Annotated in this window: 20 protein-coding genes; 6 read left to right on the forward strand and 14 right to left on the reverse strand. The window is 70.4% G+C overall.

The window, feature by feature from the left end; genetic code table 11:
• Window positions 1-69: 69 nt before the first annotated feature.
• The 3 genes from ACE3QY_RS11190 to ACE3QY_RS11200 are packed head-to-tail and all read right to left on the reverse strand — an operon-like array spanning window position 70 to window position 3,487.
• Entirely contained in the window at window positions 70-1,002 is a 933-nt protein-coding gene (locus ACE3QY_RS11190; RefSeq protein ID WP_374456105.1) for a carbohydrate ABC transporter permease, read from the reverse strand.
• Complete coding sequence (locus ACE3QY_RS11195; protein WP_374456106.1) at window positions 999-2,117, reverse strand: carbohydrate ABC transporter permease; 1,119 nt, start codon at window positions 2,115-2,117, stop codon at window positions 999-1,001. The genes ACE3QY_RS11190 and ACE3QY_RS11195 overlap by 4 nt, the downstream gene beginning before the upstream one ends.
• Window positions 2,118-2,164: 47 nt before the next feature.
• Window positions 2,165-3,487, reverse strand: coding sequence for an ABC transporter substrate-binding protein (locus tag ACE3QY_RS11200; RefSeq protein WP_374456107.1), 1,323 nt, complete (start codon window positions 3,485-3,487; stop codon window positions 2,165-2,167).
• 247 nt (window positions 3,488-3,734) lie between these two features.
• On the opposite strand from ACE3QY_RS11200, the gene ACE3QY_RS11205 reads away from it, so the two are divergent.
• Both ACE3QY_RS11205 and ACE3QY_RS11210 read left to right on the forward strand, forming a co-directional pair.
• Entirely contained in the window at window positions 3,735-4,745 is a 1,011-nt protein-coding gene (locus ACE3QY_RS11205; protein ID WP_374456108.1) for a LacI family DNA-binding transcriptional regulator, read from the forward strand.
• 108 nt (window positions 4,746-4,853) lie between these two features.
• Window positions 4,854-5,939: an ABC transporter ATP-binding protein gene (locus ACE3QY_RS11210; RefSeq protein WP_374456109.1), complete on the forward strand. Its 1,086-nt coding sequence runs from the start codon at window positions 4,854-4,856 to the stop codon at window positions 5,937-5,939.
• 166 nt (window positions 5,940-6,105) lie between these two features.
• Here ACE3QY_RS11210 and ACE3QY_RS11215 read toward each other — a convergent pair whose 3' ends face one another.
• Window positions 6,106-7,473 (reverse strand): glycoside hydrolase family 32 protein, encoded by a 1,368-nt coding sequence (locus tag ACE3QY_RS11215; RefSeq protein ID WP_374456110.1) that lies wholly within the window; start codon window positions 7,471-7,473, stop codon window positions 6,106-6,108.
• A 285-nt stretch (window positions 7,474-7,758) separates the two neighbouring features.
• Between ACE3QY_RS11215 and ACE3QY_RS11220 the strand changes: the two genes are divergently transcribed.
• A complete protein-coding gene (locus ACE3QY_RS11220) occupies window positions 7,759-9,387 on the forward strand; it encodes an alpha-amylase family protein (protein ID WP_374456414.1) in 1,629 nt (542 codons plus the stop codon).
• A 7-nt stretch (window positions 9,388-9,394) separates the two neighbouring features.
• Here ACE3QY_RS11220 and ACE3QY_RS11225 read toward each other — a convergent pair whose 3' ends face one another.
• The 4 genes from ACE3QY_RS11225 to ACE3QY_RS11240 are packed head-to-tail and all read right to left on the reverse strand — an operon-like array spanning window position 9,395 to window position 13,698.
• Window positions 9,395-10,660: an ABC transporter ATP-binding protein gene (locus ACE3QY_RS11225; RefSeq protein ID WP_374456111.1), complete on the reverse strand. Its 1,266-nt coding sequence runs from the start codon at window positions 10,658-10,660 to the stop codon at window positions 9,395-9,397.
• Between the two features lie 7 nt (window positions 10,661-10,667).
• A complete protein-coding gene (locus tag ACE3QY_RS11230; protein WP_374456112.1) occupies window positions 10,668-11,498 on the reverse strand; it encodes a carbohydrate ABC transporter permease in 831 nt (276 codons plus the stop codon).
• Window positions 11,498-12,454: a carbohydrate ABC transporter permease gene (locus ACE3QY_RS11235; RefSeq protein ID WP_374456113.1), complete on the reverse strand. Its 957-nt coding sequence runs from the start codon at window positions 12,452-12,454 to the stop codon at window positions 11,498-11,500. Before ACE3QY_RS11235 ends, ACE3QY_RS11230 begins: the two co-directional genes overlap by 1 nt.
• A complete protein-coding gene (locus ACE3QY_RS11240) occupies window positions 12,451-13,698 on the reverse strand; it encodes an extracellular solute-binding protein (protein ID WP_374456114.1) in 1,248 nt (415 codons plus the stop codon). Before ACE3QY_RS11240 ends, ACE3QY_RS11235 begins: the two co-directional genes overlap by 4 nt.
• A gap of 160 nt (window positions 13,699-13,858) precedes the next feature.
• Between ACE3QY_RS11240 and galK the strand changes: the two genes are divergently transcribed.
• Window positions 13,859-14,947, forward strand: a complete 1,089-nt coding sequence (galK, locus tag ACE3QY_RS11245) for a galactokinase (protein ID WP_374456115.1) — start codon at window positions 13,859-13,861, stop codon at window positions 14,945-14,947.
• A 1-nt stretch (window position 14,948) separates the two neighbouring features.
• On the opposite strand, the gene ACE3QY_RS11250 is transcribed toward galK, so the two are convergent.
• Window positions 14,949-15,839 carry an alpha/beta fold hydrolase gene (locus ACE3QY_RS11250; protein WP_374456116.1) on the reverse strand — a complete coding sequence of 297 codons (891 nt, stop codon included), beginning with the start codon at window positions 15,837-15,839 and terminating at the stop codon, window positions 14,949-14,951.
• A 145-nt stretch (window positions 15,840-15,984) separates the two neighbouring features.
• On the opposite strand from ACE3QY_RS11250, the gene ACE3QY_RS11255 reads away from it, so the two are divergent.
• A complete protein-coding gene (locus tag ACE3QY_RS11255; RefSeq protein ID WP_374456117.1) occupies window positions 15,985-16,803 on the forward strand; it encodes an esterase/lipase family protein in 819 nt (272 codons plus the stop codon).
• On the opposite strand, the gene glpX is transcribed toward ACE3QY_RS11255, so the two are convergent.
• The 5 genes from glpX to ACE3QY_RS11280 are packed head-to-tail and all read right to left on the reverse strand — an operon-like array spanning window position 16,768 to window position 20,685.
• The gene (gene glpX / locus ACE3QY_RS11260) at window positions 16,768-17,766 is read right to left on the reverse strand and encodes a class II fructose-bisphosphatase (RefSeq protein WP_374456118.1); all 999 of its coding nucleotides are present in this window, start codon (window positions 17,764-17,766) and stop codon (window positions 16,768-16,770) included. The genes ACE3QY_RS11255 and glpX overlap by 36 nt on opposite strands.
• A 9-nt stretch (window positions 17,767-17,775) precedes the next feature.
• Window positions 17,776-18,744 (reverse strand): sulfate/molybdate ABC transporter ATP-binding protein, encoded by a 969-nt coding sequence (locus ACE3QY_RS11265; RefSeq protein ID WP_374456119.1) that lies wholly within the window; start codon window positions 18,742-18,744, stop codon window positions 17,776-17,778.
• A complete protein-coding gene (gene modB / locus ACE3QY_RS11270; protein WP_374456120.1) occupies window positions 18,741-19,532 on the reverse strand; it encodes a molybdate ABC transporter permease subunit in 792 nt (263 codons plus the stop codon). Before modB ends, ACE3QY_RS11265 begins: the two co-directional genes overlap by 4 nt.
• Complete coding sequence (gene modA / locus ACE3QY_RS11275) at window positions 19,529-20,269, reverse strand: molybdate ABC transporter substrate-binding protein (RefSeq protein WP_374456121.1); 741 nt, start codon at window positions 20,267-20,269, stop codon at window positions 19,529-19,531. The genes modB and modA overlap by 4 nt, the downstream gene beginning before the upstream one ends.
• An 8-nt stretch (window positions 20,270-20,277) precedes the next feature.
• Entirely contained in the window at window positions 20,278-20,685 is a 408-nt protein-coding gene (locus ACE3QY_RS11280) for a molybdopterin-binding protein (RefSeq protein ID WP_374456122.1), read from the reverse strand.
• A gap of 183 nt (window positions 20,686-20,868) precedes the next feature.
• Here ACE3QY_RS11280 and ACE3QY_RS11285 point away from each other — a divergent pair, with 183 nt between their 5' ends.
• A complete protein-coding gene (locus ACE3QY_RS11285) occupies window positions 20,869-21,405 on the forward strand; it encodes a DUF4245 domain-containing protein (protein WP_374456123.1) in 537 nt (178 codons plus the stop codon).
• Window positions 21,406-21,441: the final 36 nt, after the last annotated feature.

The following is a 21,441-nucleotide window of genomic DNA, read 5'->3' on the forward strand; positions in this document are numbered from 1 at the left end:
CTCGCTTCCGAGATCGTCAGGACAGGTCGTACGCCGCCCGGCGGCCGGCGCCGGGCAGCGTACGTGCCGTCACCCCTTGACGGCTCCGGCGGTCAGGCCGCGGACGAAGAACCGCTGCAGCGAGAAGAAGACCATCATCGGCAGCACCATCGAGATGAAGGCGCCGGCCGTCAGCAGCTCGGCTCCCTGCCCCTGCGTGCCGAGGAGCTGCTGGAGCTTCACGATGACCGTCGCATTGTCGGCGCTGAGGAACAGCTTGGCGATGAGGAGGTCGTTCCACACCCAGATGAACTGCAGGATGGCGAACGCCGCGAGCGCCGGAACCGACATGGGCACGATCAGCCTCCAGAAGGTCTGGAAGTGCGTCGCCCCATCGATCTTGGCCGACTCGATCACCGTCTTGGGCAGCGTGGACATGTAGTTGCGCAAGGTGTAGATCGCCAGTGGCATGCCGAAGCCGGTGTGCAGGATCCAGACGGCGATGTACTGGCCCGAGATGCCCAGGCCCCGCGGTCCGAGGATGTCGAGCATCGGCGCGAACGCCACCTGGATCGGCACCACCAGCACGGCGACGATCGAGATGAACAGCACGTCCTTGCCGCGGAAGTCCATGAACGAGAAGGCGTAGGCGGCGAACGCCGCGAACATGATCGGGATGATCGTGGCGGGGATGGCCACGACGATGCTGTTGAGGAAGCCGGCGCCCATGTCGCTGGTCCCGCCGAAGACGCCGGAGTAGTTGGCCGTCGTCCAGTTCGAGGTGATGGGGTTGAGCAGGGCCGACCACCAGCCCGAAGTGGCCGCGTCCTCGCGCGAACGGAACGAGGTGACGAGGAGGCCGATGGTGGGGATCGACCAGAGCACGGTGAGCACGACCATGGAGACCACGGCGACCCAGCTGCGGGGCCGGCCGTCCTTCATCTTGGTCAGGGTGCCCCTGGGCTTGATGCCGGCCGCCTGGGCCCTGTCGGTGTCTTCGGGCACCGCGAGCGCGTGCGTCATCGGTTCGCCTCCTCTTCCCGGAAGTGCCGCACTTGCCAGACGAGCACCGGCATCACGGCGATCAACAGGATCACGACGATCGCCGCTGCCTGACCTGCCTGGTCGTCGGCGAAGAGCTTGTTGAAGAACAGGTTGGCGATGACGTTGGTCTTGAAGTTGCCGTTGGTCGACACGTAGACGATGTCGAAGACCTTCAGGACCAGGATCACCACGGTGATGAAGACGGTGATGATCGTTCCCTTGATCTGCGGGATCACGACCCGCCAGAAGATCTGCAGCTCCGACGCGCCGTCGATCCGGGCCGCCTCCAGGGTCTCCTCGGGCACCCCTTTGATGGCCGAGGAGAGCAGGATCATCGCGAAGCCCACCTGGAGCCAGACGAGGATGACCATCAGCAGCAGCGAGTTGAGCCGCGCGGTCGAGATCTGCAACCAGGTCTGTGCCTCGCCGCCCAGGCTGGTCACGATCGCGTTGAGGAGGCCGGTCGTGTCGAAGGCGTAGATCAGGCTCCAGATGGCGGTTGCGCCGACGAACGAGATCGCCATCGGCAGGAAGATCAGGCTCTTGCTCACCTGCTCGCCGCGGGTGGAGAGCTTGTCGGCGAGCACGGCGACGAGCACTCCGAAGGCGACGGTCACCGCGGGCACGAGCAGCAGCCACAGCACGTTGTTGAGGATCGAGTCGCGGAACGCCTGCGAGGAGAAGACCTCACGGTAGTTGGCGAACCCGACGTACTCGGTCGAGTCGTCGTTGGCGAAGGAGTAGTTGATCGTCTGGATCGTGGGGTAGAGGAGCATCACCGCGATCGCCGCGAAGGCCGGCAGCAGGTAGGCGTACGGCGTGGCCAGCAACGACAGGCGCTCGGGCAGGCCCTCGACGAACATGTTCAGGAAGAAGAAGAAGAGGTACGCGCCGCCGACCCCCGCGACGAGCGCGAGGACGCCGATGAGGATCTTGCTGTCGAAGAACCAGTTGGGGTAGTAGCCGAACGCCAGGAACAGGTTGCCGATGGCCCAGGCCACGACCCCCATCCCGACGAGCCCGATGCCGAGCTTGCGAGCGTCCGCCTTCGCCGAGCCGCTGCCTCCCCCGGACTCGCCCGGTCCGTCGGGCATGCCGGGGGGTGGAGTTCCGCCCCGCTCCTTGAGGTCGTCGCCGACGGTCACTGCTCCGACTCCTCACCACTGGCCGGCCAGCTGTCCTCCAGCGCATCCGTCGTGGCCTGCGTCGAGGCGCCGTCGATCCACTTGACCATCTCGGTCCAGAACGTGCCCGACCCGACGGTCTTCGGCATGAGGTCGGACGCGTCGTAGCTGGTCGCCGACGCCTCGTAGGCCATCGCAGCGATCTGGCGCGTCGTCTCGTTGGGGTAGTTGGAGACGTCGAAGGTGGTGTGCGGGGACAGCCAGCCACCTGCCTGGGCCCACTCGGCCCCGAAGGCGTCGGAGGTCAGGAACCTCATGAACTCCGCCGCGTCCTCGTCGTTGCCGTTGAACACGGCGGCGTAGTCGCCACCGACCAGGGTCGGGTCGCCGTCGTAGCCGCCCTCGTAGCGCGGGAACTTGAAGACGCCCACGCGATTGTCGAGGTCTTCTTGCACCTCGGCCGGGAAGAACCCGATGCCGAAGTTGCCCTGGCGCTCCATCCAGCACTCGGGCTTGGCCTCGAACATCGGGAACGCCGCCTCGGCGAACGGCGTGTTGAGGATGCGCTGGCTGCCGCCGAGGACCATCCCGTCCGCCTTGGCGATCTCGCCGAACACGTCGAAGGCCTTGACGACCTGCGGGTCGTTGAACGGGATCTCGTGGCTCACCCAGTCGTCGTAGACGTCGGGACCAGCCGTCACCAGGAGCATCTGCTCGATCCAGTCGGTGCCGACCCAGCCGGTGGCCTGGTCGGACTCCCAGCCCATGCACCAGGGGGTCTCGCCGTCGGCGATCAGCTGGTCGCTGAACTCCATCAGGTCCTGGTAGGTGTCGAACTCCTTCGGGTAACCGGCCGCCTCCCACTCGGGCTTGGGGTAGTAGACGACGCTCTTGACCGCCATCCGCATCGGAGCGGCGTACACGCGTCCGTCGAAGCGCGCGAAGTCGAGGAAGCCCGGCACCAGCGTCCGGTCGAGGTTGTCGTAGTCGAGGAAGGTGTCGATCGGCTGCACCGCACCGTCCTCGACGAACTCTGCGATGCCACCCGGCTGGGGGAACAGCCCGATGTCGGGGCTGTCGCCACTTCCCACGCGGGTCTTGATGGTGGTGGTGAAGTCCTGGTCGGCCGTGTACTTGACGTCGATGCCGGACTCGTCCTCGAACGCCTTGATGGACGCCTCGAACGCTTCCTGCTCCGTGCCGCCGAAGGCACCCAGCACGGTGACCTCGCCGTCCCCGTCGGCCTGCGCGTTGTCGACGTAGCCCTCGAGCCCGGCACCGGCGCCGGCTCCACCGTTGGACGGCTGCAGGCACCCGGTGGCCCCCACTGCCAGCGTCAAACCGATTCCCAGCGCCGCTAGCCGACGCGTCTTCCGTGAGCGCATGCGATGAGCCTCTTCTCCTGGTTGACGGGCCTACCCGCGCCAATCGGGGTGTCGTACTGTGACGTACGCCACTGCTGAATCGAATCAGCCGCATCATGTTCGGCTCGCGGGTCAGGTGTCAAGCAACGGTTCGAGCACGAGGTCCCGCGAGGCAGGCGAGTGCTGCGGCAGGATCTGGCACGCCTTGGACGAGGGGAGAGGCATGGTGAAGAGGCGACGCGTCGTGCTGTCCGACGTCGCTGCGGAGGCGGGTGTGTCGACGACGACCGCGTCGTACATCCTCAACGGCCGGGCCGACGAGATGCGGATCGCGACCGAGACCGAGGAGCGGGTGCGGGCAGCCGTCGCCCGCCTGGGCTACCGGCCGAATCGCAGTGCCCGCAGCCTGCGCACGCGGCGTACGGCGACGGTCGGGCTGATCTCCGACCAGATCGCCGGCGAGCAGTACGGCAGCAGCATGCTCACTGGCGCGAGCCTCGCGGCGCGCGAGCTCGACCACGTCGTGGTGATGGGTGAGAGCGGCGGCGACCGGGAGCTCGAGCGGCTGCTGATCGAGGAGATGGTCGAGCGCGAGGTGGACGGGGTGGTCTATGCCACCCGCACGGCTCGGACCGTCCACCTCCCCGAGGAGCTGCAGGGCACCCGGTGCGTCCTGCTCAACTGCGAGGATCCCGACCGGACCCTGCCCGCGGTGGTGCCCGACGACGAGGGCGGTGGTCGGCAGGCCGCCGCGGTGCTGCTCGAGGCCGGCGTCGAGGACGTGTGGGTCGTGGGCGAGGACCCGACCCCCGAGGCGACCGCCGGACCGCGGCGCATGTGGGGCGTGCGGGCGGAGCTCGCGGCGAGCGGTGTGGCCCTGGCCGGGATCGTCCCGTGCGACTGGTCCGTCACCGCGGGGTTCGACGCAGCGTCGCGGTGGCTGGCCGCAGGTGGGCGGGCCGGCGGTCTGGTGTGCATGAACGACCGGGTCGCGATGGGCGTCTACCAGGCGCTGGCCGAGGCCGGGCTGCGGGTGCCCGACGACGTCAGCGTGGTCTCCTTCGACGGCTCGGCGCTCGCCGGCTGGTTGCGTCCCGTGCTGACCTCCGTCGAGCTGCCGTTCACCGAGCTCGGCGCACTCGCCGTACGTCGCCTGCTCGACGCCACCGACACGGGCGGGACGGTCTCGGTGCCGATGGTCGTACGACACGGAGGATCGGTCCGCTCCCGCTGAGCGGTGGACGGCGGCGTTGCCACCGCAGGTCGCGCGGACCTACTGTGACCCGCGTCACTTCACTACGGATCGTCCGGCACGTACCTGCCGGTGAAGGAGAGCAGAACAATGGCATCAGTGACGTTCGAGAAGGCCCAGCGGTGGTATCCGGGGGCCGACGAGCCCGCGGTCCCGGGCATCGACCTGGAGATCAAGGACGGCGAGTTCATGGTGCTCGTCGGGCCGTCCGGGTGCGGCAAGTCCACGACCCTGCGCATGCTGGCGGGGCTCGAGGAGGTCAATGACGGCAAGATCTTCATCGGGGATCGCGACGTGACCAACGTGCCGCCCAAGGACCGGGACATCGCGATGGTGTTCCAGAACTACGCGCTCTACCCGCACATGTCCGTCGAGGAGAACATGGCGTTCTCGCTCAAGATGGCGAAGGTGCCGGCAGCCGAGCGGAAGGAGCGCGTGGCCAAGGCCGCGGAGATCCTCCAGCTCACCGAGTACCTCCAGCGCAAGCCGAAGGCGCTGTCCGGCGGCCAGCGCCAGCGCGTGGCGATGGGTCGCGCGATCGTCCGTGCGCCGCAGGTCTTCTGCATGGACGAGCCGCTGTCCAACCTCGACGCCAAGATGCGCGTCGCCACCCGCACCGACATCGCCCGGCTCCAGCAGGACCTCGGCGTCACGACCGTCTACGTCACCCACGACCAGGTCGAGGCCATGACGATGGGCGACCGGGTCGCGGTGATGAAGCTCGGCGTCCTCCAGCAGGTCGACACCCCGCTCAAGCTCTACGACAAGCCCGCCAACCTCTTCGTCGCCGGCTTCATCGGCTCCCCGCAGATGAACCTCCTCGAGGGCGTGGCCGCCGAGGACGGCACGGTGAAGGTCGGCGGCTACAACGTGCCCGTCGACCCCGCCGCCGAGAAGAAGATGAGCGGCCGGGTCACCGTGGGCGTGCGCCCGGAGAACTGGCGGCTGGTCAACAGCGGCGAGGGTGGCCTCCCGGTCACCGTCACCGTGGTCGAGGAGCTCGGCGCCGACAGCTTCGTCTACGGCACCTGCGACGTGGAGGGCACCCCCTCCAACGTCATCGTCCGCGTCGCCGGCCGCACCCACCCGCAGAAGGGCGAGACCCTCTACGTCACGACCGACACGCAGCACGTCCACGTGTTCGACACCGACACCGGGGAGCGGCTCTCCGACTGAGAGCACCCGTTCCACAGGTGGTCGAGTAGCCGAGCGAGGACCGCACTGCAGGTGGTCGAGTAGTCGAGCGCCAGCGAGCGGCGTATCGAGACCCACTCGCGATGAGGGGGTCTCGATACGCCGCTCGCTGCGCTCGCGTGCTACTCGACCAACTGCACCGCTGGCGCTACTCGACCACCGAAAGAGTGTGGATGCGCGCGGTGCCGCCCTCGGCGAAGACCGAGATGCCGGTGCTCGCCGGGTCGGGGAAGACCTGCTCGGTGAGCACGACCTCACCGCCACCGACGAAGACCTCCACCGAGGTCATGTCGACGACCACCTCGAGGCGTACGACGTCCGCGTCCGGCAGCGGCGCGGCGTGGAGCGCGGCGAACGCGGGGTGCGTGGCCTCGCCCGCGGCCGTGCGGTCGACCGACACCGTGAGAGCGTCCGGGTCGACGGCAACGGTGGTCCGCTCGCCGTCGCCGACGCGCAGGTGGAGCCCGAACCGCTGCGCCGTGCCGGCCTCGAGGTCCGCCACGACCCGGCACGAGCGCGCGACGACCGGGAGCGGTCGCTCGCCGGCGACGTCGACCTCCTCGAGCGAGCAGCGCACCTCACCTGGGCGCACGACCGGCCGCTGCACGAGGACCAGGTCGCTGCCTCGCCGGCGCAGGGTCAGTCGTCGGGCGACCGTCATCGACCCGCGGAAGTCCGTCGCGGGCACCGTGTCGGCGTACAGCCAGTTGCTCATCCAGCCCTGGATGACCGGCTCCTCGCCGGGCGCGTCCGTGTAGGAGACCGCGGCGTAGCAGTCGGGGCCGTGGTCGAGCCAGCGTGCCGGCTGCGTGGAGCGGAAGCCGGCCTCCGTCAGCTCGCCCACGAAGTACTGCATGCCGGAGCCCCCCGCGGGGGCGCCGGCCGAGACGCTCACCAGCAGCACGTCCGCGGTGTCCCCGGTGCTCTCCACGGGCACGGTGACGACGTCAGGGCACTCCCACACGCCCTCGACGGAGCCCTCGGGCCCGAAGATCGAGTGGTGGGTCCACGCGAGCAGGTCGGGGGAGCGGTAGAGGTCGACGGTGCGGTCGTCCGCGCGCACCACGACCATCGCCCAGCCGTCGCCGTGACGGAAGACCTTCGGGTCGCGGAACGACGTGGAGCCCACGTCGAGCACCGGGTTGCCGGGGTGGGGCACCCACGTCCGGCCGCGGTCGGTGCTGAAGGCCAGCGACTGCGCCTGGCGCCCGGTGGCGGGGTCGAAGGCTGTGTAGGCCGCGACGAGTCGATCGTGGCTGGCGTCGTGGACGACGCTGCCCGACCACACGTGCTCCTCGTCGGTCGCGAGCAGCGCCGTGGGGAGCTCGGTCCAGTCGACGAGGTCGGCGCTGACCGCGTGACCCCACGAGATCGGCCCGTGCACGAGGGCGTGGGGGTGGTGCTGGAAGAACAGGTGGAACTCGCCGTCGTGGTGGATCAGCCCGTTGGGGTCGTTGAGCCAGCCGCGTCGCGGCGTGAAGTGGTCACGTGGGCGCAGGGTCGGGTCGTTGCTCACGACCCGTCAGCGTAGGGCGCTCGGCCGGTGACCGGGAGGCGTTGTGTCGCCATACTGAGTGCCGTGCCAGACGTTGCAGCAGAGGAAGCGTTCGAGGCCCGGCTGCACGCCCTCGTACCGGACCTGCGCGACACCCTCGAGCGGGTCTACGGCGCCGACTCGGCGGCCGACGTGACCGACCGGCTGGTCGCGATCGCCCGAGCCGCCCACGACGCCAGGCCCGTCGAGCTGCGCGCCCTCGACGAGGAGCGGCTGCGCACGCCTGACTGGTTCCAGCGGCCCGGGATGGTGGGCTACGCCGCCTACGCCGACCGCTTCGCCGGCACGCTGGCCGGCGTCGGGGAGCGCGCGGCGTACCTCCGCGACCTGGGTGTCGGCTACCTGCACCTGATGCCGCTGCTGACGCCGCGCCCGGCACCCAACGACGGCGGCTACGCGGTGATGGACTACCGCTCGGTGCGGCCCGACCTGGGCACCGTCGACGACCTGCGCGACCTGGCCACCACGCTGCGGGGCGAGGGGATCAGCCTGTGCCTCGACCTCGTCCTCAACCACGTCGCGCGCGAGCACGAGTGGGCCGTCGCCGCCCGCGCCGGCGACCCCGACAAGCGCGCCTACTTCCACGTGTACGACGACCGGTCGGCGCCCGACGCCTACGAGGCCACGCTGCCGGAGGTCTTCCCCGACTTCGCGCCGGGCAACTTCACCTGGGACGACGAGCTCGCCGGCTGGGTCTGGACGACCTTCAACGACTACCAGTGGGACGTGGACTGGTCGAACCCCGCCGTCCTCTGCGAGTACGCCGACATCATCCTCAGCCTCGCCAACGCCGGGGTCGAGGTCTTCCGGCTCGACGCGATCGCCTTCATCTGGAAGCGACTGGGCACCGCCTGCCAGAACCAGCCCGAGGTGCACGAGCTCACCCGCGCGCTGCGCACGGTGGCGCGGATCGCCGCGCCGGCCGTGCTGTTCAAGGCGGAGGCGATCGTCGGCCCGGCCGACCTGCCCGCCTACCTCGGCGTCGGTCGCCACCGCGGCCGGGTCAGCGACCTGGCCTACCACAACGGGCTGATGGTCCAGGTCTGGTCGATGCTCGCCTCGGGCGAGGTGGCGCTGACCGCACACGCCCTCCAGCAGCTGCCACAACCGCCCTCCACCACCGCCTGGGTCACCTACGCCCGGTGCCACGACGACATCGGCTGGGCCGTCTCCGACGAGGACGCGCGCGCCGTCGGCCTCGACCCGGTGGCGCACCGCCGCTTCCTCTCCGACTGGTACTCCGGCGCCTTCCCCGGCTCGTGGGCCCGCGGGCTGGTCTTCCAGCAGAACGAGGCCACGGGGGACCGCCGGATCTCCGGGTCGCTCGCGTCGCTGGCCGGGCTCGAGGCCGGCGACCCGGGCGCCACCGCACGCATCCTGCTGGCGCACGCCGTGGTCCTCGCCTTCGGGGGCCTCCCGGTGATCTGGATGGGTGACGAGCTCGGGCTGCTCAACGACGCCGGCTGGGCCGACGACCCGGCGCACGCCGCGGACAACCGCTGGGTGCACCGGCCCCGGATGCCGTGGCCGGAGGTGGAGGCGGGTCGCGACCAGCACGGCATCACGGTCGGCCTGCGGCACCTGATCGACGTACGCCGCTCGCTGCCGCACCTGCACGCTGCCTCGCCCACCGAGGTGTGGGACCCGCGGGATCCGCGCGTGCTGCTGGTGGTCCGCCGGCACCCGACCGGCCCCCTGCTCGCCGCGTTCAACGTGAGCGGCGAGGAGGCACGCGTGGAGGCGGACGTGCTGCACTGGCTCGGGCTGCACACCCCGGGCCTCCGCGACGCGATCAGCGGGACCGCCCCCTCGCTGGTCGAGGGTGCGGTCCCGCTGGAGCCGTACGCCGCCGTGTGGCTCCACGACGGCGACTAGTGCGGTCTCAGGTGGTCGCCTGGTCGGAGCCGGGCTGGACCTCGTCCTGCTCCTTGCCGACCTCCTCCGCCTTCGCCATCGCGTTGCCGCCGGGGACGATGCCGGCGTTGTTGGCGTCCATGGTGAGGTTGTCGCCGGTCGCCGGGTCGAAGAGGTGGATCTTGCGGGCGTCGACCCAGATCGTGGCGTCGTCACCCTCCGCGATCCGGCTCGCACCGTCCAGCGAGATCACCAGCTGGGTCCGCAGCGACTCGCCGTCGAGGTCGCGCTCGAGCTGCTGGAGCTGCTTCTCCACCTCGGGCGGCGCCTCGAACGGGATGTAGGCGTAGGCCTCGTTGCCGAGCCACTCCACGACGTCGACGGTGGCGTGGAAGGTCGCCTCGTCGGTGACCTTGTCGCTGTCGACCACGCTGGCGTCCTCGAAGTGCTCGGGCCGGATGCCCGCGATGAGCAGGTCCTTGCCCTGCGCCTTGGCGGCCTTGTCCTCCGGGATCGTCACCGTGCCGAAGGGCAGTTCGACCTGGTTGCCCTTCACCGTCGCCGGCAGGAAGTTCATCGGCGGGGAGCCGATGAAGCCGGCGACGAAGAGGTTGGCCGGGTTCTCGTAGAGCTCGCGCGGCGTCGCGTGCTGCTGGAGCACACCACGCTTCATGACCGCGACCCGGTCGCCGAGGGTCATCGCCTCGGTCTGGTCGTGGGTGACGTAGACGGTGGTGATGCCCAGCCGCTTCTGCAGCCGCGAGATCTCGGTGCGCATCTGCCCACGCAGCTTGGCGTCGAGGTTGGACAGCGGCTCGTCGAAGAGGAAGGCCTCGGCGTCGCGGACGATCGCGCGCCCCATCGCGACGCGCTGGCGCTGACCTCCCGACAGGTTGCCGGGCTTGCGCTCGAGGTGCTCGTCGAGCTCGAGCGTCTTCGACGCCTCCCGGACCTTCTCGTCCACCTCGGAGTCCGGCTTGTTGGCCAGCCGTAGCGGGAACGCGATGTTCTCGTAGACGGTGAGGTGGGGGTAGAGGGCGTAGTTCTGGAACACCATCGACAGGTTGCGGTCGCGCGGGGCCAGGTCGTTGACCCGCTTCCCGCCGATGACCATGTCGCCGTCGGTGATGTCCTCGAGGCCGACGATCATCCGCAGGAGCGTGGACTTCCCGCACCCGGACGGTCCGACGAGGATCAGGAACTCGCCGTCCTCCACGTCGATGCTCACGTCGTTGACGGCGGGGAAGCCGTCGCCGTACTGCTTGACGATGTTCTTCATCTCGATGGCAGCCATGAGCTGATCACCCCTTCACTGCGCCGGAGGTCAGGCCGGCGACGATCTTGCGCTGGAACAGCAGGACGATGACGATCACCGGCAACGTGACGATGACCGACGCCGTCGCGAGCTGCGCGTACGGCGGGTTGAACGGGTCGGGTCCGACGAAGAACGACATCTGCGCCGGCACCGTCCGGGAGGCGGTGGTGGAGGTCAGCGAGATCGCGAGCACGAACTCGTTCCACGCGAAGAAGAAGGTCAGGATCGCCGCGGTGAAGACGCCGGGTGCGGCGAGCGGGACGATGACCTTCCGGAAGGCCTGCCACGACGTGGCGCCGTCGACCTGGGCCGCCTGCTCCATCTCCCACGGGATCTCGCGGAAGAAGGCGGAGAGCGTCCAGATCGCCAGCGGCAGCGTGAACGACATGTAGGGGATGATCAGGCCCGGCCAGGTGTTGAACAGGCCGAACGTGGTCCACATGTCGAAGAGCGGGCCGACCAGCGACACCACCGGGAACATCGCGATCGCCAGCGCGAGCGAGAGCACGAGCCGCTTGCCCTTGAACTCGAGCCGGGCGATGGCGTACGCCGCCAGGGTGGCGAAGATGACCGACAGGATCGTGGCGATCAGCGAGATGCCGAACGAGTTGATCAGCGCCCGGGTGAAGTCGGGGTTGTCGAGGATGTCCTTGTAGTTCTGGAGCGTCGGCTCCTTGGGCAGGAACTGCGGGCTGCCCGCACCGGTTTCACCCACCGACTTGAAGGACAGCGAGATGATCCACGCCACCGGGAACAGGCACCACAGCATGATCAGGACGAACCCGATCCAGGTGCCGACTGCGTTCTTCCCCTTCATCAGCCCTCACCCCTCGCCTGCGCCAGGTCGACGCGGAACAGCTTGACGATCAGCCATGCCAGCAGCAGGACCGACAGGAACAGCAGCACGGACATCGCGGAGCCGAGGCCGAGCTGCATCTGCTCGATCACCTGCCGGTAGGTCAGGAACGAGATCGACTGCGTCCCCTCGGCGCCCTTGGTCATCACGAAGATGTTGTCGAAGATGCGGTAGGCGTCGAGGGCGCGGAAGAGGACCGCCACCATGATCGCGGCCCGCATGTTGGGCAGGATCACCTTGGTCAGCCGCTGCGTCCACGTGGCTCCGTCGACCTTGGCGGCCTCGAGCATGTCCTCGCTCACCTGGGCCAGCCCGGCCAGCAGCAGCAGGGCCATGAACGGCGTGGTCTTCCAGATCTCCGAGACCATGATCGCGAACATCGCGTGCGGGTAGTCACCGAACCAGTTGGTGTCGTCGGCGATCCACGGCAGCCAGTTGAACCAGGCGTTGACGAACCCGTTGTTGAGCGAGAACGCGAACTGCCAGGCGAAGGCCGAGACCACGGTGATGATGCCGTAGGGGATCAGGATCGAGGTGCGCATCAGGCCGCGGGCGAAGACGATGCGGTGCATCACCATCGCGAACGCGAAGCCGATGACCAGCTCGACCGCCACCGTCACGACCATGATCAGGAGCGTGGTCAGCGTGCTCTTCCAGAACTGGTCGTCGCTGAGGATCGTCAGGTAGTTGTCGACGCCGACGAACGACCGGTCGTCGGGTGCGGTGAGGCGATAGCGGAACAGCGAGAGGTAGAGCGCCTGGATCATCGGCCAGGCCGTGACCAGCAGCATCAGCACGACGGCCGGGGCGACGAGCTTGAGCCCCAGTGAGTTCTCCGCCGCGCTGCGGTCGCTGGCTGCCTTCTTCGCCGCGCGGCGTACGTCCTTCTCGGAGTCGGGTGCGACAGTCGTGCTCACAGCAGGTCACCACCCTTCAGTACGTCCTCGATGAACGTCGTCGAACGCCCCGGGGTGTCGCTGTCGACCGACCGCGGGGGGTGCCAGATGTTCTGGATGGAGCCGGACACGTCACTCCAGTACGGCGTCACGGTGCGCGGTGCGGCGGCGTCGACGCTGTCCTGGAAGAGCTGCAGCAGGTCGGCCGGGAAGCTCTCCTGGAGCGCGGGGTACTCGTAGCCCTGGGTGCTGGCCGGCATGTTGCCGGTCATGTCGGCGTTGATGCCCTGCATCTCCGGGCTGACGAGGCAGGCCGCCGCCTCGAGCGCGAGGTCCTTCTCGTCGGAGTAGGCGCTGACGCCGATCCCGATGCCGCCGTAGGGCGGACGCGAGTCCTCGCCCTCGACGGTCTGCGGGTAGCGGGCGTAGCCGATGTCGTCGGCCACGTCGGGGGCCGTCTCGTCGTAGTTGTGCCAGATGTAGGTCCAGTTCACCAGGAACGAGCCCTGGTCCGAGCCGAACGTCGAGCCGGCGGTGCCCTCGTTGGAGACGCTGAGGTCGGCCGGGGCCGCCTCCGAGGACGCGAGCTTCTCGATGATCCCCGCGGCCTTCTCGCCGGCGTCGTCGCCGAGGGTGATCGTGGCGTCCACACCCTCGCCGGCGTCCTCGAGGATGTGGCCGCCGGCGCCCTCGACGAGGGCGTTGATCCACACCACGTAGCCCTCGTACTTGTTGGCCTGGACGCCGATCTTCGCGTCGTTCTCGCTGGCCACGTCGATGATCTGGTCCCACGTCACCGGCTGGCTCATGTCGATGCCGGCCTTCTCGACGAAGGACTTGCGATACCAGAGGACCTGCGTGTTGGACCAGAACGGGAAGACGACGAGCTTCTCCTTCCACGTGGCCGCGTCGAGCGCGCCCTGGAAGGTGCCCTGCTCCTCGAGCTGGGCCCTGGCGTCCTGCGGCACCTCGGCGAGGAAGCCGGCGTCGGCGAACTCCGCGGTGAACGGCGGGTCGAGGGACATCAGGTCGATCTCGGGGTCCTTCGCGGCGAGGCGGCGGGCCAGCTGGATGCGCTGCTGGCCGGCGTCCTGGGGGAGGACCTGCGTGGTGATCGTGTAGTCGTCGGTCGAGCACTCCTCGGCGATCGCGGCCTGGCCGCCGGAGTCGGGGTTGATGTACCAGACCAGCTCGGGAGTGCCTCCCGAGCTGCCGCACGCGGTGAGGAGGCCGCTGGCGAGGGCGAGGGCTGCGAGTGGTGCCACTGCCCGTCTTCCCCTCGGCCGGCCCCGTTGCCGGATCGACGGTTCCCGTGACATCCGCACCCTCCCTCGTCTCGACTTGTGACCTCTGGTCTAGTGGTCCTTGACACGATTTGGCAACATGCACCCACACGATCGGGTGCCTTCCTACGAGCGAGGTCTGATGGCGGTCTGGCATGCCCCGGGGCGCATCAACCTCATCGGCGAGCACACCGACTACAACGACGGCTTCGTCCTCCCGATGGCCCTCCCGATGGGCTGCACGACCTCGGTCGAGGACGCTCGCGAGGGCTGGTCGGTGGTCTCCGCCCAGGCGTCGGGGACGGTCGCCGTCACCCCGTCCGGGCTGGCCGACCGGGAGCAGGTGCCCGAGTGGGCGACGTACGTCCTGGGGGCGCTGTGGCTGCTCCACGACGACGGCGTCGACGTGCCTCCGGTCCGGATCTCCGTCGACTCCGACGTGCCCACGGGGGCGGGTCTCTCGTCCTCGGCGGCCCTGGTCTGCTCCGTCGTCCGGGCGCTCGACGAGCACCTCGGACTGGGCCTGGACGCGGCCGGCCTGCTGGCCCTGAGCCGGCGGGTCGAGAACGACGCGGTCGGGGCGCCGACCGGCGGGATGGACCAGCTGATCAGCCTGCGCGGCGAGGCGGGCCACGCGCTCTTCTGCGACATGCGCGACCTGACCTCCGAGGCCGTGCCGTTCGCCCCTGCGGCGAGTGGCCTGTCGCTCCTGGTCGTGGACACCCGGGCGCCGCACCGCCTCGTCGACGGGGAGTACGCCGCCCGCCGCGACGGCTGCGAGGAGGCCGCCCGGCAGCTGGGCGTCCCGGCGCTGCGCGACATCATCGACGCGGACGAGGCCGTCGCGCGCCTCGACGACGAGGAGCTCCAGCGCTACGTCCGCCACGTCGTGACCGAGGACGCCCGTGTCCTCGAGGCGGTCGAGGTGCTGCGCGCCGGGCACCTCGACCGGCTCGGTCCGCTGTTCACCGCGTCCCACGCCTCGATGCGCGACGACTTCCGGATCACCGTGCCCGAGGTCGACACCGCGGCCGAGACCCTGCTCGACGCCGGCGCCGTCGGGTCCCGGATGACCGGCGGAGGCTTCGGCGGCTGCGTGATCGGGCTGGTGCCCGAGGGCGAGGTCGACGCGGCAGGCGACGCCGTACGCCGTGCCTTCGCCGACGCCGGCTTCGGCGAGCCGAGCCTCTTCACCGCCGAGGCGGCCGCTGGAGCGAGGGCGGTCCGCTAGGTCAGTCGGACGCCCGGTCGGCGGTGCGCGCGATGGCCTCGACGAAGGTCGGGAAGAGGGCGGGCGGGAGGTCGTGGCCCATGCCGTCGATCAGCACGAGCTCGGCACCGGGGATGGCCGCGGCGGTGGACCGGCCGCCGCTGACGTGGACCATCTTGTCCGCCATCCCGTGCACCACCAGGGCGGGCACGCGCAGGCTGCGCAGACGCTGGGTGCGGTCGGGCTGGGTGAGGATCGCGAGCATCTGCCGCATCATGCCGCTGGCGCTGTAGCCGCGGTCGAAGGTCTCGCCGGCCCGGTCGGCCAGCTTGTCGCGGTCGCCCGGCCACCCCGGCGAGCCGATGACGTCCCAGAACGCCACGCTGGTCTCGACGTACGACTCCCGGCCCGGCTTGCGCGGCGCGATGAGCGCCGGGATCAGGCGCGGGTCCTGCCAGCCGACGGTGCGCTTGCCGGTGGTCGACATGATGCTCGTCAGCGACCGCACCCGCTGGGGGTGCTCGACGGCGATCGTCTGGACGACCATGCCGCCCATCGAGATGCCGGCGACGTGCGCGGACTCGAGGCCGAGGTGGTCCAGGAGCGCGACGGCGTCAGCAGCCAGGTCGCTCATGGAGTACGGCGCCCGCACCCGGCGACCGCCGAACGCACGCACCAGCTGGCCGCGGGTGACCCGCTCGCGGATCCGGGTCGAGCGGCCGGTGTCGCGGTTGTCGTAGCGGACGACGTAGAAGCCCTCCGCAGCGAGCATCGAGCAGAGCTCCGGGTCCCACCAAGTCATCGGGCCGCCGAGGCCCATCACCAGCAGCAGCGGCTCGCCGTCCGGGTCACCGAAGGTCTGGTAGCAGAGCTCGACCTCGTTGCCGATCGGGGCGAGCAGTTCGTCGGACACGACGGGTGCCTCGGATGAAGCGCGGCGAGACGGGTACATGTCCCCAGTGAACACGACCGGCGTCCCCAATAAAACGCACGTTGCGCCACATCCCCCATTCCATCGGGGCTCTCCGCTACGTTCGACGATTGTGACGCATCGCACAGTGGCCGCATTCCTGACGCCGGACGGCTTCGTCCAGCCGTCGGTGTCGGCCGTGCTGCGCGAGGGCTCGGTGATCACCGAGGCCGGTCGCTACGCCGTGTACGCCCTCGCCGCCCGCGGTGCCCGACGTCGTACGCCGTTCGGCTCGCACCCCGAGCGGGCGAGCGAGCCGGTGCTGCTCGTCCCCGGCTTCCTGGCCGGCGACTCCTCGCTGGGGCTGATGAGCCGCACCCTGCGCCACCAGGGCTTCCGCACCTACCGCGCCGACATCCGCGCCAACGTCGGCTGCACGCTGGCGGCGGCGGCCCAGCTCGAGGAGCGGCTGGAGGGGCTCACCCAGCGCCGCGGGTCGAAGGTGCGCATCGTCGGCCACAGCCTCGGCGGGATGCTGGCCCGCGGGGTCGCCGCGCGCCGGCCCGACCTCGTCGCCGGGATCGTCACGATGGGCAGCCCGATGCTGGCCCCGGGCGCCCACCACGTCTCGCTCGCCCGCAGCGTCGACCTGCTCGTGCGGCTCAACCGCGCGGGCCTGCGCAACCTGATGGCCGAGGACTGCGTGGCCGGCTCGTGCGCGCAGGAGAGCTTCGACCAGGCCCGGGCACCGCTGCCCGACGAGGTCGACTTCACCGCGATCTACTCCCGGCGCGACGGCATCGTCGACTGGCGCGCCTGCGTCGACCCGGTCGCCCGCCCGGTGGAGGTGCGGTCCTCGCACCTGGGCATGGCGTTCGACCCGGCCGTCATCGCCGCGGTGACGGCCGCGCTGCGGCCCGCCGAAACGGCCTCAGTTGTCGAAGTCGATCGCGGTGAGATCGCGTAGCTTCGACAGGCGGTGCTCGGCGGTGATCGACCGCACGGTGCCGCTGCGCGAGCGCATCACCAGCGAGTGCGTCGTGACACCGTCGCCGCGGTAGCGCACGCCCCGCATCAGCTCGCCGTCGGTGATGCCGGTGGCGACGAAGAAGGCGTCGTCGCCGGTGACGAGGTCGTCGGTGTGGAGGACGACGTCGGCGTCGAGGTCGTGCCCGGCGTCCAGCGCGCGCTGGCGCTCCTCGTCGTCCTGCGGCCACAGCCGACCCTGGATGGTGCCGCCCAGGCACTTCATCGCGCAGGCGGTGATGATCCCCTCGGGCGTGCCACCGACGCCGAGGAGCAGGTCGACACCGGTGTCGGGACGCGCGGCCATGATCGCGCCGGCGACGTCGCCGTCGGCTATGTACTTGATCCGCGCACCCGTGTCGCGGATGTCGTCGACCAGCTGCGCGTGGCGCGGCCGGTCGAGCAGCACGACGGTGACGTCGTGGACCGAGATGCCCTTCGCCTTGGCGACGCGGGTGATGTTCTCCTTCACGGGCAGCCGGATGTCGACCACGTCCGCGGCCTCCGGCCCGGTGACGAGCTTCTCCATGTAGAAGACCGCGCTCGGGTCGTACATCGAGCCGCGCGGCGACACGGCCAGCACCGAGATGGCGTTGCTCATGCCCTTGGCGGTCAGCGTCGTGCCGTCGATGGGGTCGACCGCGACGTCGCACTCGGCGCCGGTGCCGTCACCGACCTCCTCGCCGTTGAAGAGCATCGGCGCGTTGTCCTTCTCGCCCTCGCCGATCACCACGGTGCCGCGCATCTCGACGGTGGAGATCATGTAGCGCATCGCCTCGACCGCCACGCCGTCCGCGTCGTTCTTGTCACCACGGCCGACCCAGCGGCCGGCGGCCATGGCGGCTGCCTCGGTGACCCGCACCAGCTCGAGGGCGAGGTTGCGTTCGGGCTTCGGCGCAGTCATGGCGCGATGCTATCGGCGCGCTCCGTAGCGGCTCACTGCGGTCGCCTTGGCCGACAGCCAGACCTCGCGGCCGGGCACCAGCTCGAGCTCGGTGGCGGCCGCGGGGGTGACGTCCGCGAGCAGGTCGGGGGAGGCGTGCACCAGCAGTCGTACGGCGTCGCCGTGAGGTGCGAGGGTGCCGATCCGGCCGTGCCAGTGCAGGCGCGAGGAGCCCTCGGGCTCGGTCAGCGAGACCACCACCGCGTCGGGGGTGAAGGCCATCAGGTCGTCACCGTCGGCGACGAGGTTGAGCCCGACGAGGCGAGCGACGTGGGACGTACGCGGCTCGGCGGCGACCTCGGCGGGCGGACCCACCTGCGCCACCCGGCCCTCGTCGAGCACCAGCACCCGGTCGGCGAGGGTGAGGGCGTCGATGGCGTCGTGGGTGACCAGCAGCGCGATGCCGGGGAAGTCACGCAGGTGGCGGCCGAGCTCGATCCGCAGCGCCATCTGGACGGACACGTCGAGACCGGTGAAGGGCTCGTCGAGGAGCAGCACGTCGGGGTCGGTCGCCAGGGCGCGCGCGATCGCGACGCGCTGCGCCTGCCCGCCGGAGAGCTCACGCGGCTTGCGCCCGGAGAGGTCGGCGATGCCGAAGCGATCCAGCCAGTCGCGTGCGACGGCCTCGGCGTCCGACCGACTCACACCGCGGGCGCGCAGCCCGAAGGCGACGTTGTCCATCGCGGTCAGGTGCGGGAAGAGCAGCTGGCCCTGGAAGACCAGGCCGACGTTGCGCTCGCGCACCGGCAGGGTCAGCAGGTCGGTCCCGCCCAGGAGCGCGTGCCCCTCGACGTCGACGAGCCCGGCCACCGCGTGCAGCAGGCTGCTCTTGCCGGCGCCGTTGGGGCCGATGACCGCCAGCACCTCGCCGGGCTCGGCGGTGAAGGCGGCGCGCACGCGGTCGGCCACCCGGAGGTCGGCCTCCAGCCGGGCGGTCACGGCGTACCCAGCCAGTGGTCGCGCAGCGCGACGAGCACGCCGATGGAGACGAGCAGCATGACCAGGCTCAGCGAGAGTGCGGCGTCCTGGTCGGCCTGCCGGGTGACGTAGATCAGCGTCGGCATGGTCTGGGTGCGGCCCGGGTAGTTGCCGTTGAAGGTGATTGTCGCGCCGAACTCGCCCAGCGACCGGGCCCAGCCGAGCACCGTCCCGGCCACGACGCCGGGCAGCGCCAGCGGCACGGTGACCCGGCGGAACGTCGTCCAGCGGGTCGCGCCGAGGGTGGCGGCAGCGTCGTCGTACCTCGGGTCGGCGGAGCGCAGGGCCCCCTCGATGGCGATGACCACGAAGGGCATCGACACGAAGACGTGCGCCAGCACCACGCCGTACGTCGTGAAGGGGAAGGCGAAGCCGGTCCAGTCGAGCAGCGGCTCCCCGACCACGCCCGTGCGGCCGAAGGCGCTGCGCAGGGCCACGCCGGCGACGACCGGCGGCAGCACCAGCGGCACCGTGACCAGGGCCCGGAGGGCGCCGCGGCCGCGGAAGTCGACGCGCGCGAGCAGCCAGGCCAGCGGCAGCCCGAGCACCAGGCAGAACGCGATGGCGACCGTCGAGGTCACCAGTGACAGGCGCAGCGCGTCGAGCGCAGCGGTGGACGTGAGGTGGCCGGGCAGCTCCTGCCAGCTCGTGCTGGCGACCATCGCCACCAGCGGGACGAGCAGGAGCAGGGTGGCGAGGGCCGCCGGCACCACCAGGAGTGCGGGCGGGCGGCCGAGCCGGTCCCTCACGGGCTGCCGAAGCCGGCGTCGGAGAGGACCGCCCGGCCCTCCTCCGACGTCACCCACGCGACCCAGTCTGCGGCAAGGTCGGCGTCCTCGGACTGCTCCAGCGTGGTGGTGTAGTAGGAGGTGATCTGGTCCTCCGCGCCGGGGATCTCGATGGCATCGACGGCGTCGGCCGCGGCGACGGCGTCGGTGGCGTACACCAGGCCGGCGTCGGCCTCGCCGGAGACCACCTTGTCGAGCGTGGCGCGCACGTCCTCCTCGAGGCTGGCCGGCTCGGCGGTGATCTTGTTCGCGTCGAGCACCGCGAGCGCGACCTTGCCGCAGGGCACCTCGTCGGCGCAGCGGACCCAGGTGGCGCCGGCGAGGTCGTCGAGGGTCTCGATGCCGGCGGGGTTGCCCTTCGGGACGACGATCGTGAGCACGTTGGTCGCGAACGTCTCGACCGCGCCGGTGACGCCGGCGTCCTCGGCGAGCCCCATCGACGTCTCGTCGGCGGTGGCCAGGACGTCGCCCGGCGCACCGTCGGCGACCTGCTCGGCGAGGTCGGTGCTGGAGCCGAAGGAGAAGGTGACCGTCGCGTCGTGCTCCTCCTCGAACGGTGTCGCGAGCTGCTCGAAGACATCCGTGAGCGACGCCGCGGCGAGGACGGTCAGCTCTGCGTCCTCCCCGGTCGCGGTGCCGTCGTCGTCGTTGCCGCACGCCGCGAGCGGCAGGACGAGGGCGAGGGCGAGGACAGGCAAGGCACGCTTCACTGGGGGACCTCCACGACGACGTTGGTGGACTTCACGCTGGCGATGGCGCGCACGCCGGGCTCGAGGCCGAGCTCGTCCGCGGCGTCGCTGCTCATCAGGGACACGACCCGGTAGGGGCCGCAGATCATCTCCACCTGGGCCATCACGTGGTCGCGCTTGACCCGCGTGACGATCCCGCTCATCCGGTTGCGGGCGCTGACCGAGCTCGCCCGGGTGCGGTCGCGCTCGGCCGTCTCGGCGGACTCGGCCAGGTGCTCGGCGAAGTCAGCGAGGTCCGGACCGGACACCGCCGCGCGGCCGTCGGCGGTGTGGGACGGCAGCCGGCCCGCCTCCACCCAGCGGCGTACGGTGTCGTCGCTGACCGCCAGGATCTCCGCGACTTCCGCGATTCGGTAGGTGACCACGCGGGAAGTATGCCGCACCTGCGGCCGTATTGCTCGCTGCCTTCCGCTCCTGCGGAGAGTCGTCCGCCGCTTGGGGCTGCTGTAACGCCTGGTTGCGGCAACTACCCACCCCGATGCATCAGGGTGGGTAGAGCCACCAACCCGGCGTTACAGGCGGTGGTGGTGGCTGGGAGGATGAGGCACGTGAGTGAGCAGCCCAGCCGATACACCCGCTCGTTCGGCGGCATGACCGGTGCGCTGATCGTCACCGTGGTGTTCGTGCTCGCCTTCGTGACGTGGCGCGGGCTGTTCCGCGGCGAGTCCGACGAGACCCCGACGGTCGTCGACTGGCAGGAGAGCGTGGCGCTCGCCGAGCGCGCCGACCTGTCGGTCGTGCACCCGCGTGAGCTGCCCGCCGGCTGGACCGCCACCAGCGTCGACCTGGTCGCGACCGGTGACCCGCGCTGGGGCCTGGGCGTGCTGACCGCCGACGGCGACTTCATCGGCATCCGCCAGGAGGACGCCTCCGTCGACGAGCTCGTCGAGCTCTACGTCGACGAGAAGCCCGACGCCGGCGACGACGCCACCGTCTCCTCGGAGATCACCGACACCTGGCAGACCTGGTCCGACGACGGCGGGGACCACGGCTTCTCCACCGAGCTCGACGACGAGGCGCTCCTCGTCTACGGCTCCGCCCCGCTGTCGGACCTCGAGACCTACCTCGGCCTGCTCACCCGCTGACCGTCGTCCCGAGCGGTGGCCCAGGGGGATTTCGGG

It is taken from the genome of Nocardioides sp. (genome assembly GCF_041913365.1).
Lineage (GTDB): Bacteria > Actinomycetota > Actinomycetes > Propionibacteriales > Nocardioidaceae > Nocardioides.

Excerpts from the sequence above, each read along its gene's own strand:
- glpX (WP_374456118.1), bottom strand. The coding sequence starts at position 17,766 with ATGACTGCGCCGAAGCCCGAACGCAACCTCGCCCTCGAGCTGGTGCGG.
- ACE3QY_RS11220 (WP_374456414.1), top strand. The coding sequence starts at position 7,759 with ATGGTGGGCTACGCCGCCTACGCCGACCGCTTCGCCGGCACGCTGGCC.
- ACE3QY_RS11230 (WP_374456112.1), bottom strand. The coding sequence starts at position 11,498 with ATGAAGGGGAAGAACGCAGTCGGCACCTGGATCGGGTTCGTCCTGATC.
- ACE3QY_RS11190 (WP_374456105.1), bottom strand. The coding sequence starts at position 1,002 with ATGACGCACGCGCTCGCGGTGCCCGAAGACACCGACAGGGCCCAGGCG.
- galK (WP_374456115.1), top strand. The coding sequence starts at position 13,859 with ATGGCGGTCTGGCATGCCCCGGGGCGCATCAACCTCATCGGCGAGCAC.
- ACE3QY_RS11195 (WP_374456106.1), bottom strand. The coding sequence starts at position 2,117 with ATGCCCGACGGACCGGGCGAGTCCGGGGGAGGCAGCGGCTCGGCGAAG.
- ACE3QY_RS11205 (WP_374456108.1), top strand. The coding sequence starts at position 3,735 with ATGGTGAAGAGGCGACGCGTCGTGCTGTCCGACGTCGCTGCGGAGGCG.
- ACE3QY_RS11225 (WP_374456111.1), bottom strand. The coding sequence starts at position 10,660 with ATGGCTGCCATCGAGATGAAGAACATCGTCAAGCAGTACGGCGACGGC.
- ACE3QY_RS11210 (WP_374456109.1), top strand. The coding sequence starts at position 4,854 with ATGGCATCAGTGACGTTCGAGAAGGCCCAGCGGTGGTATCCGGGGGCC.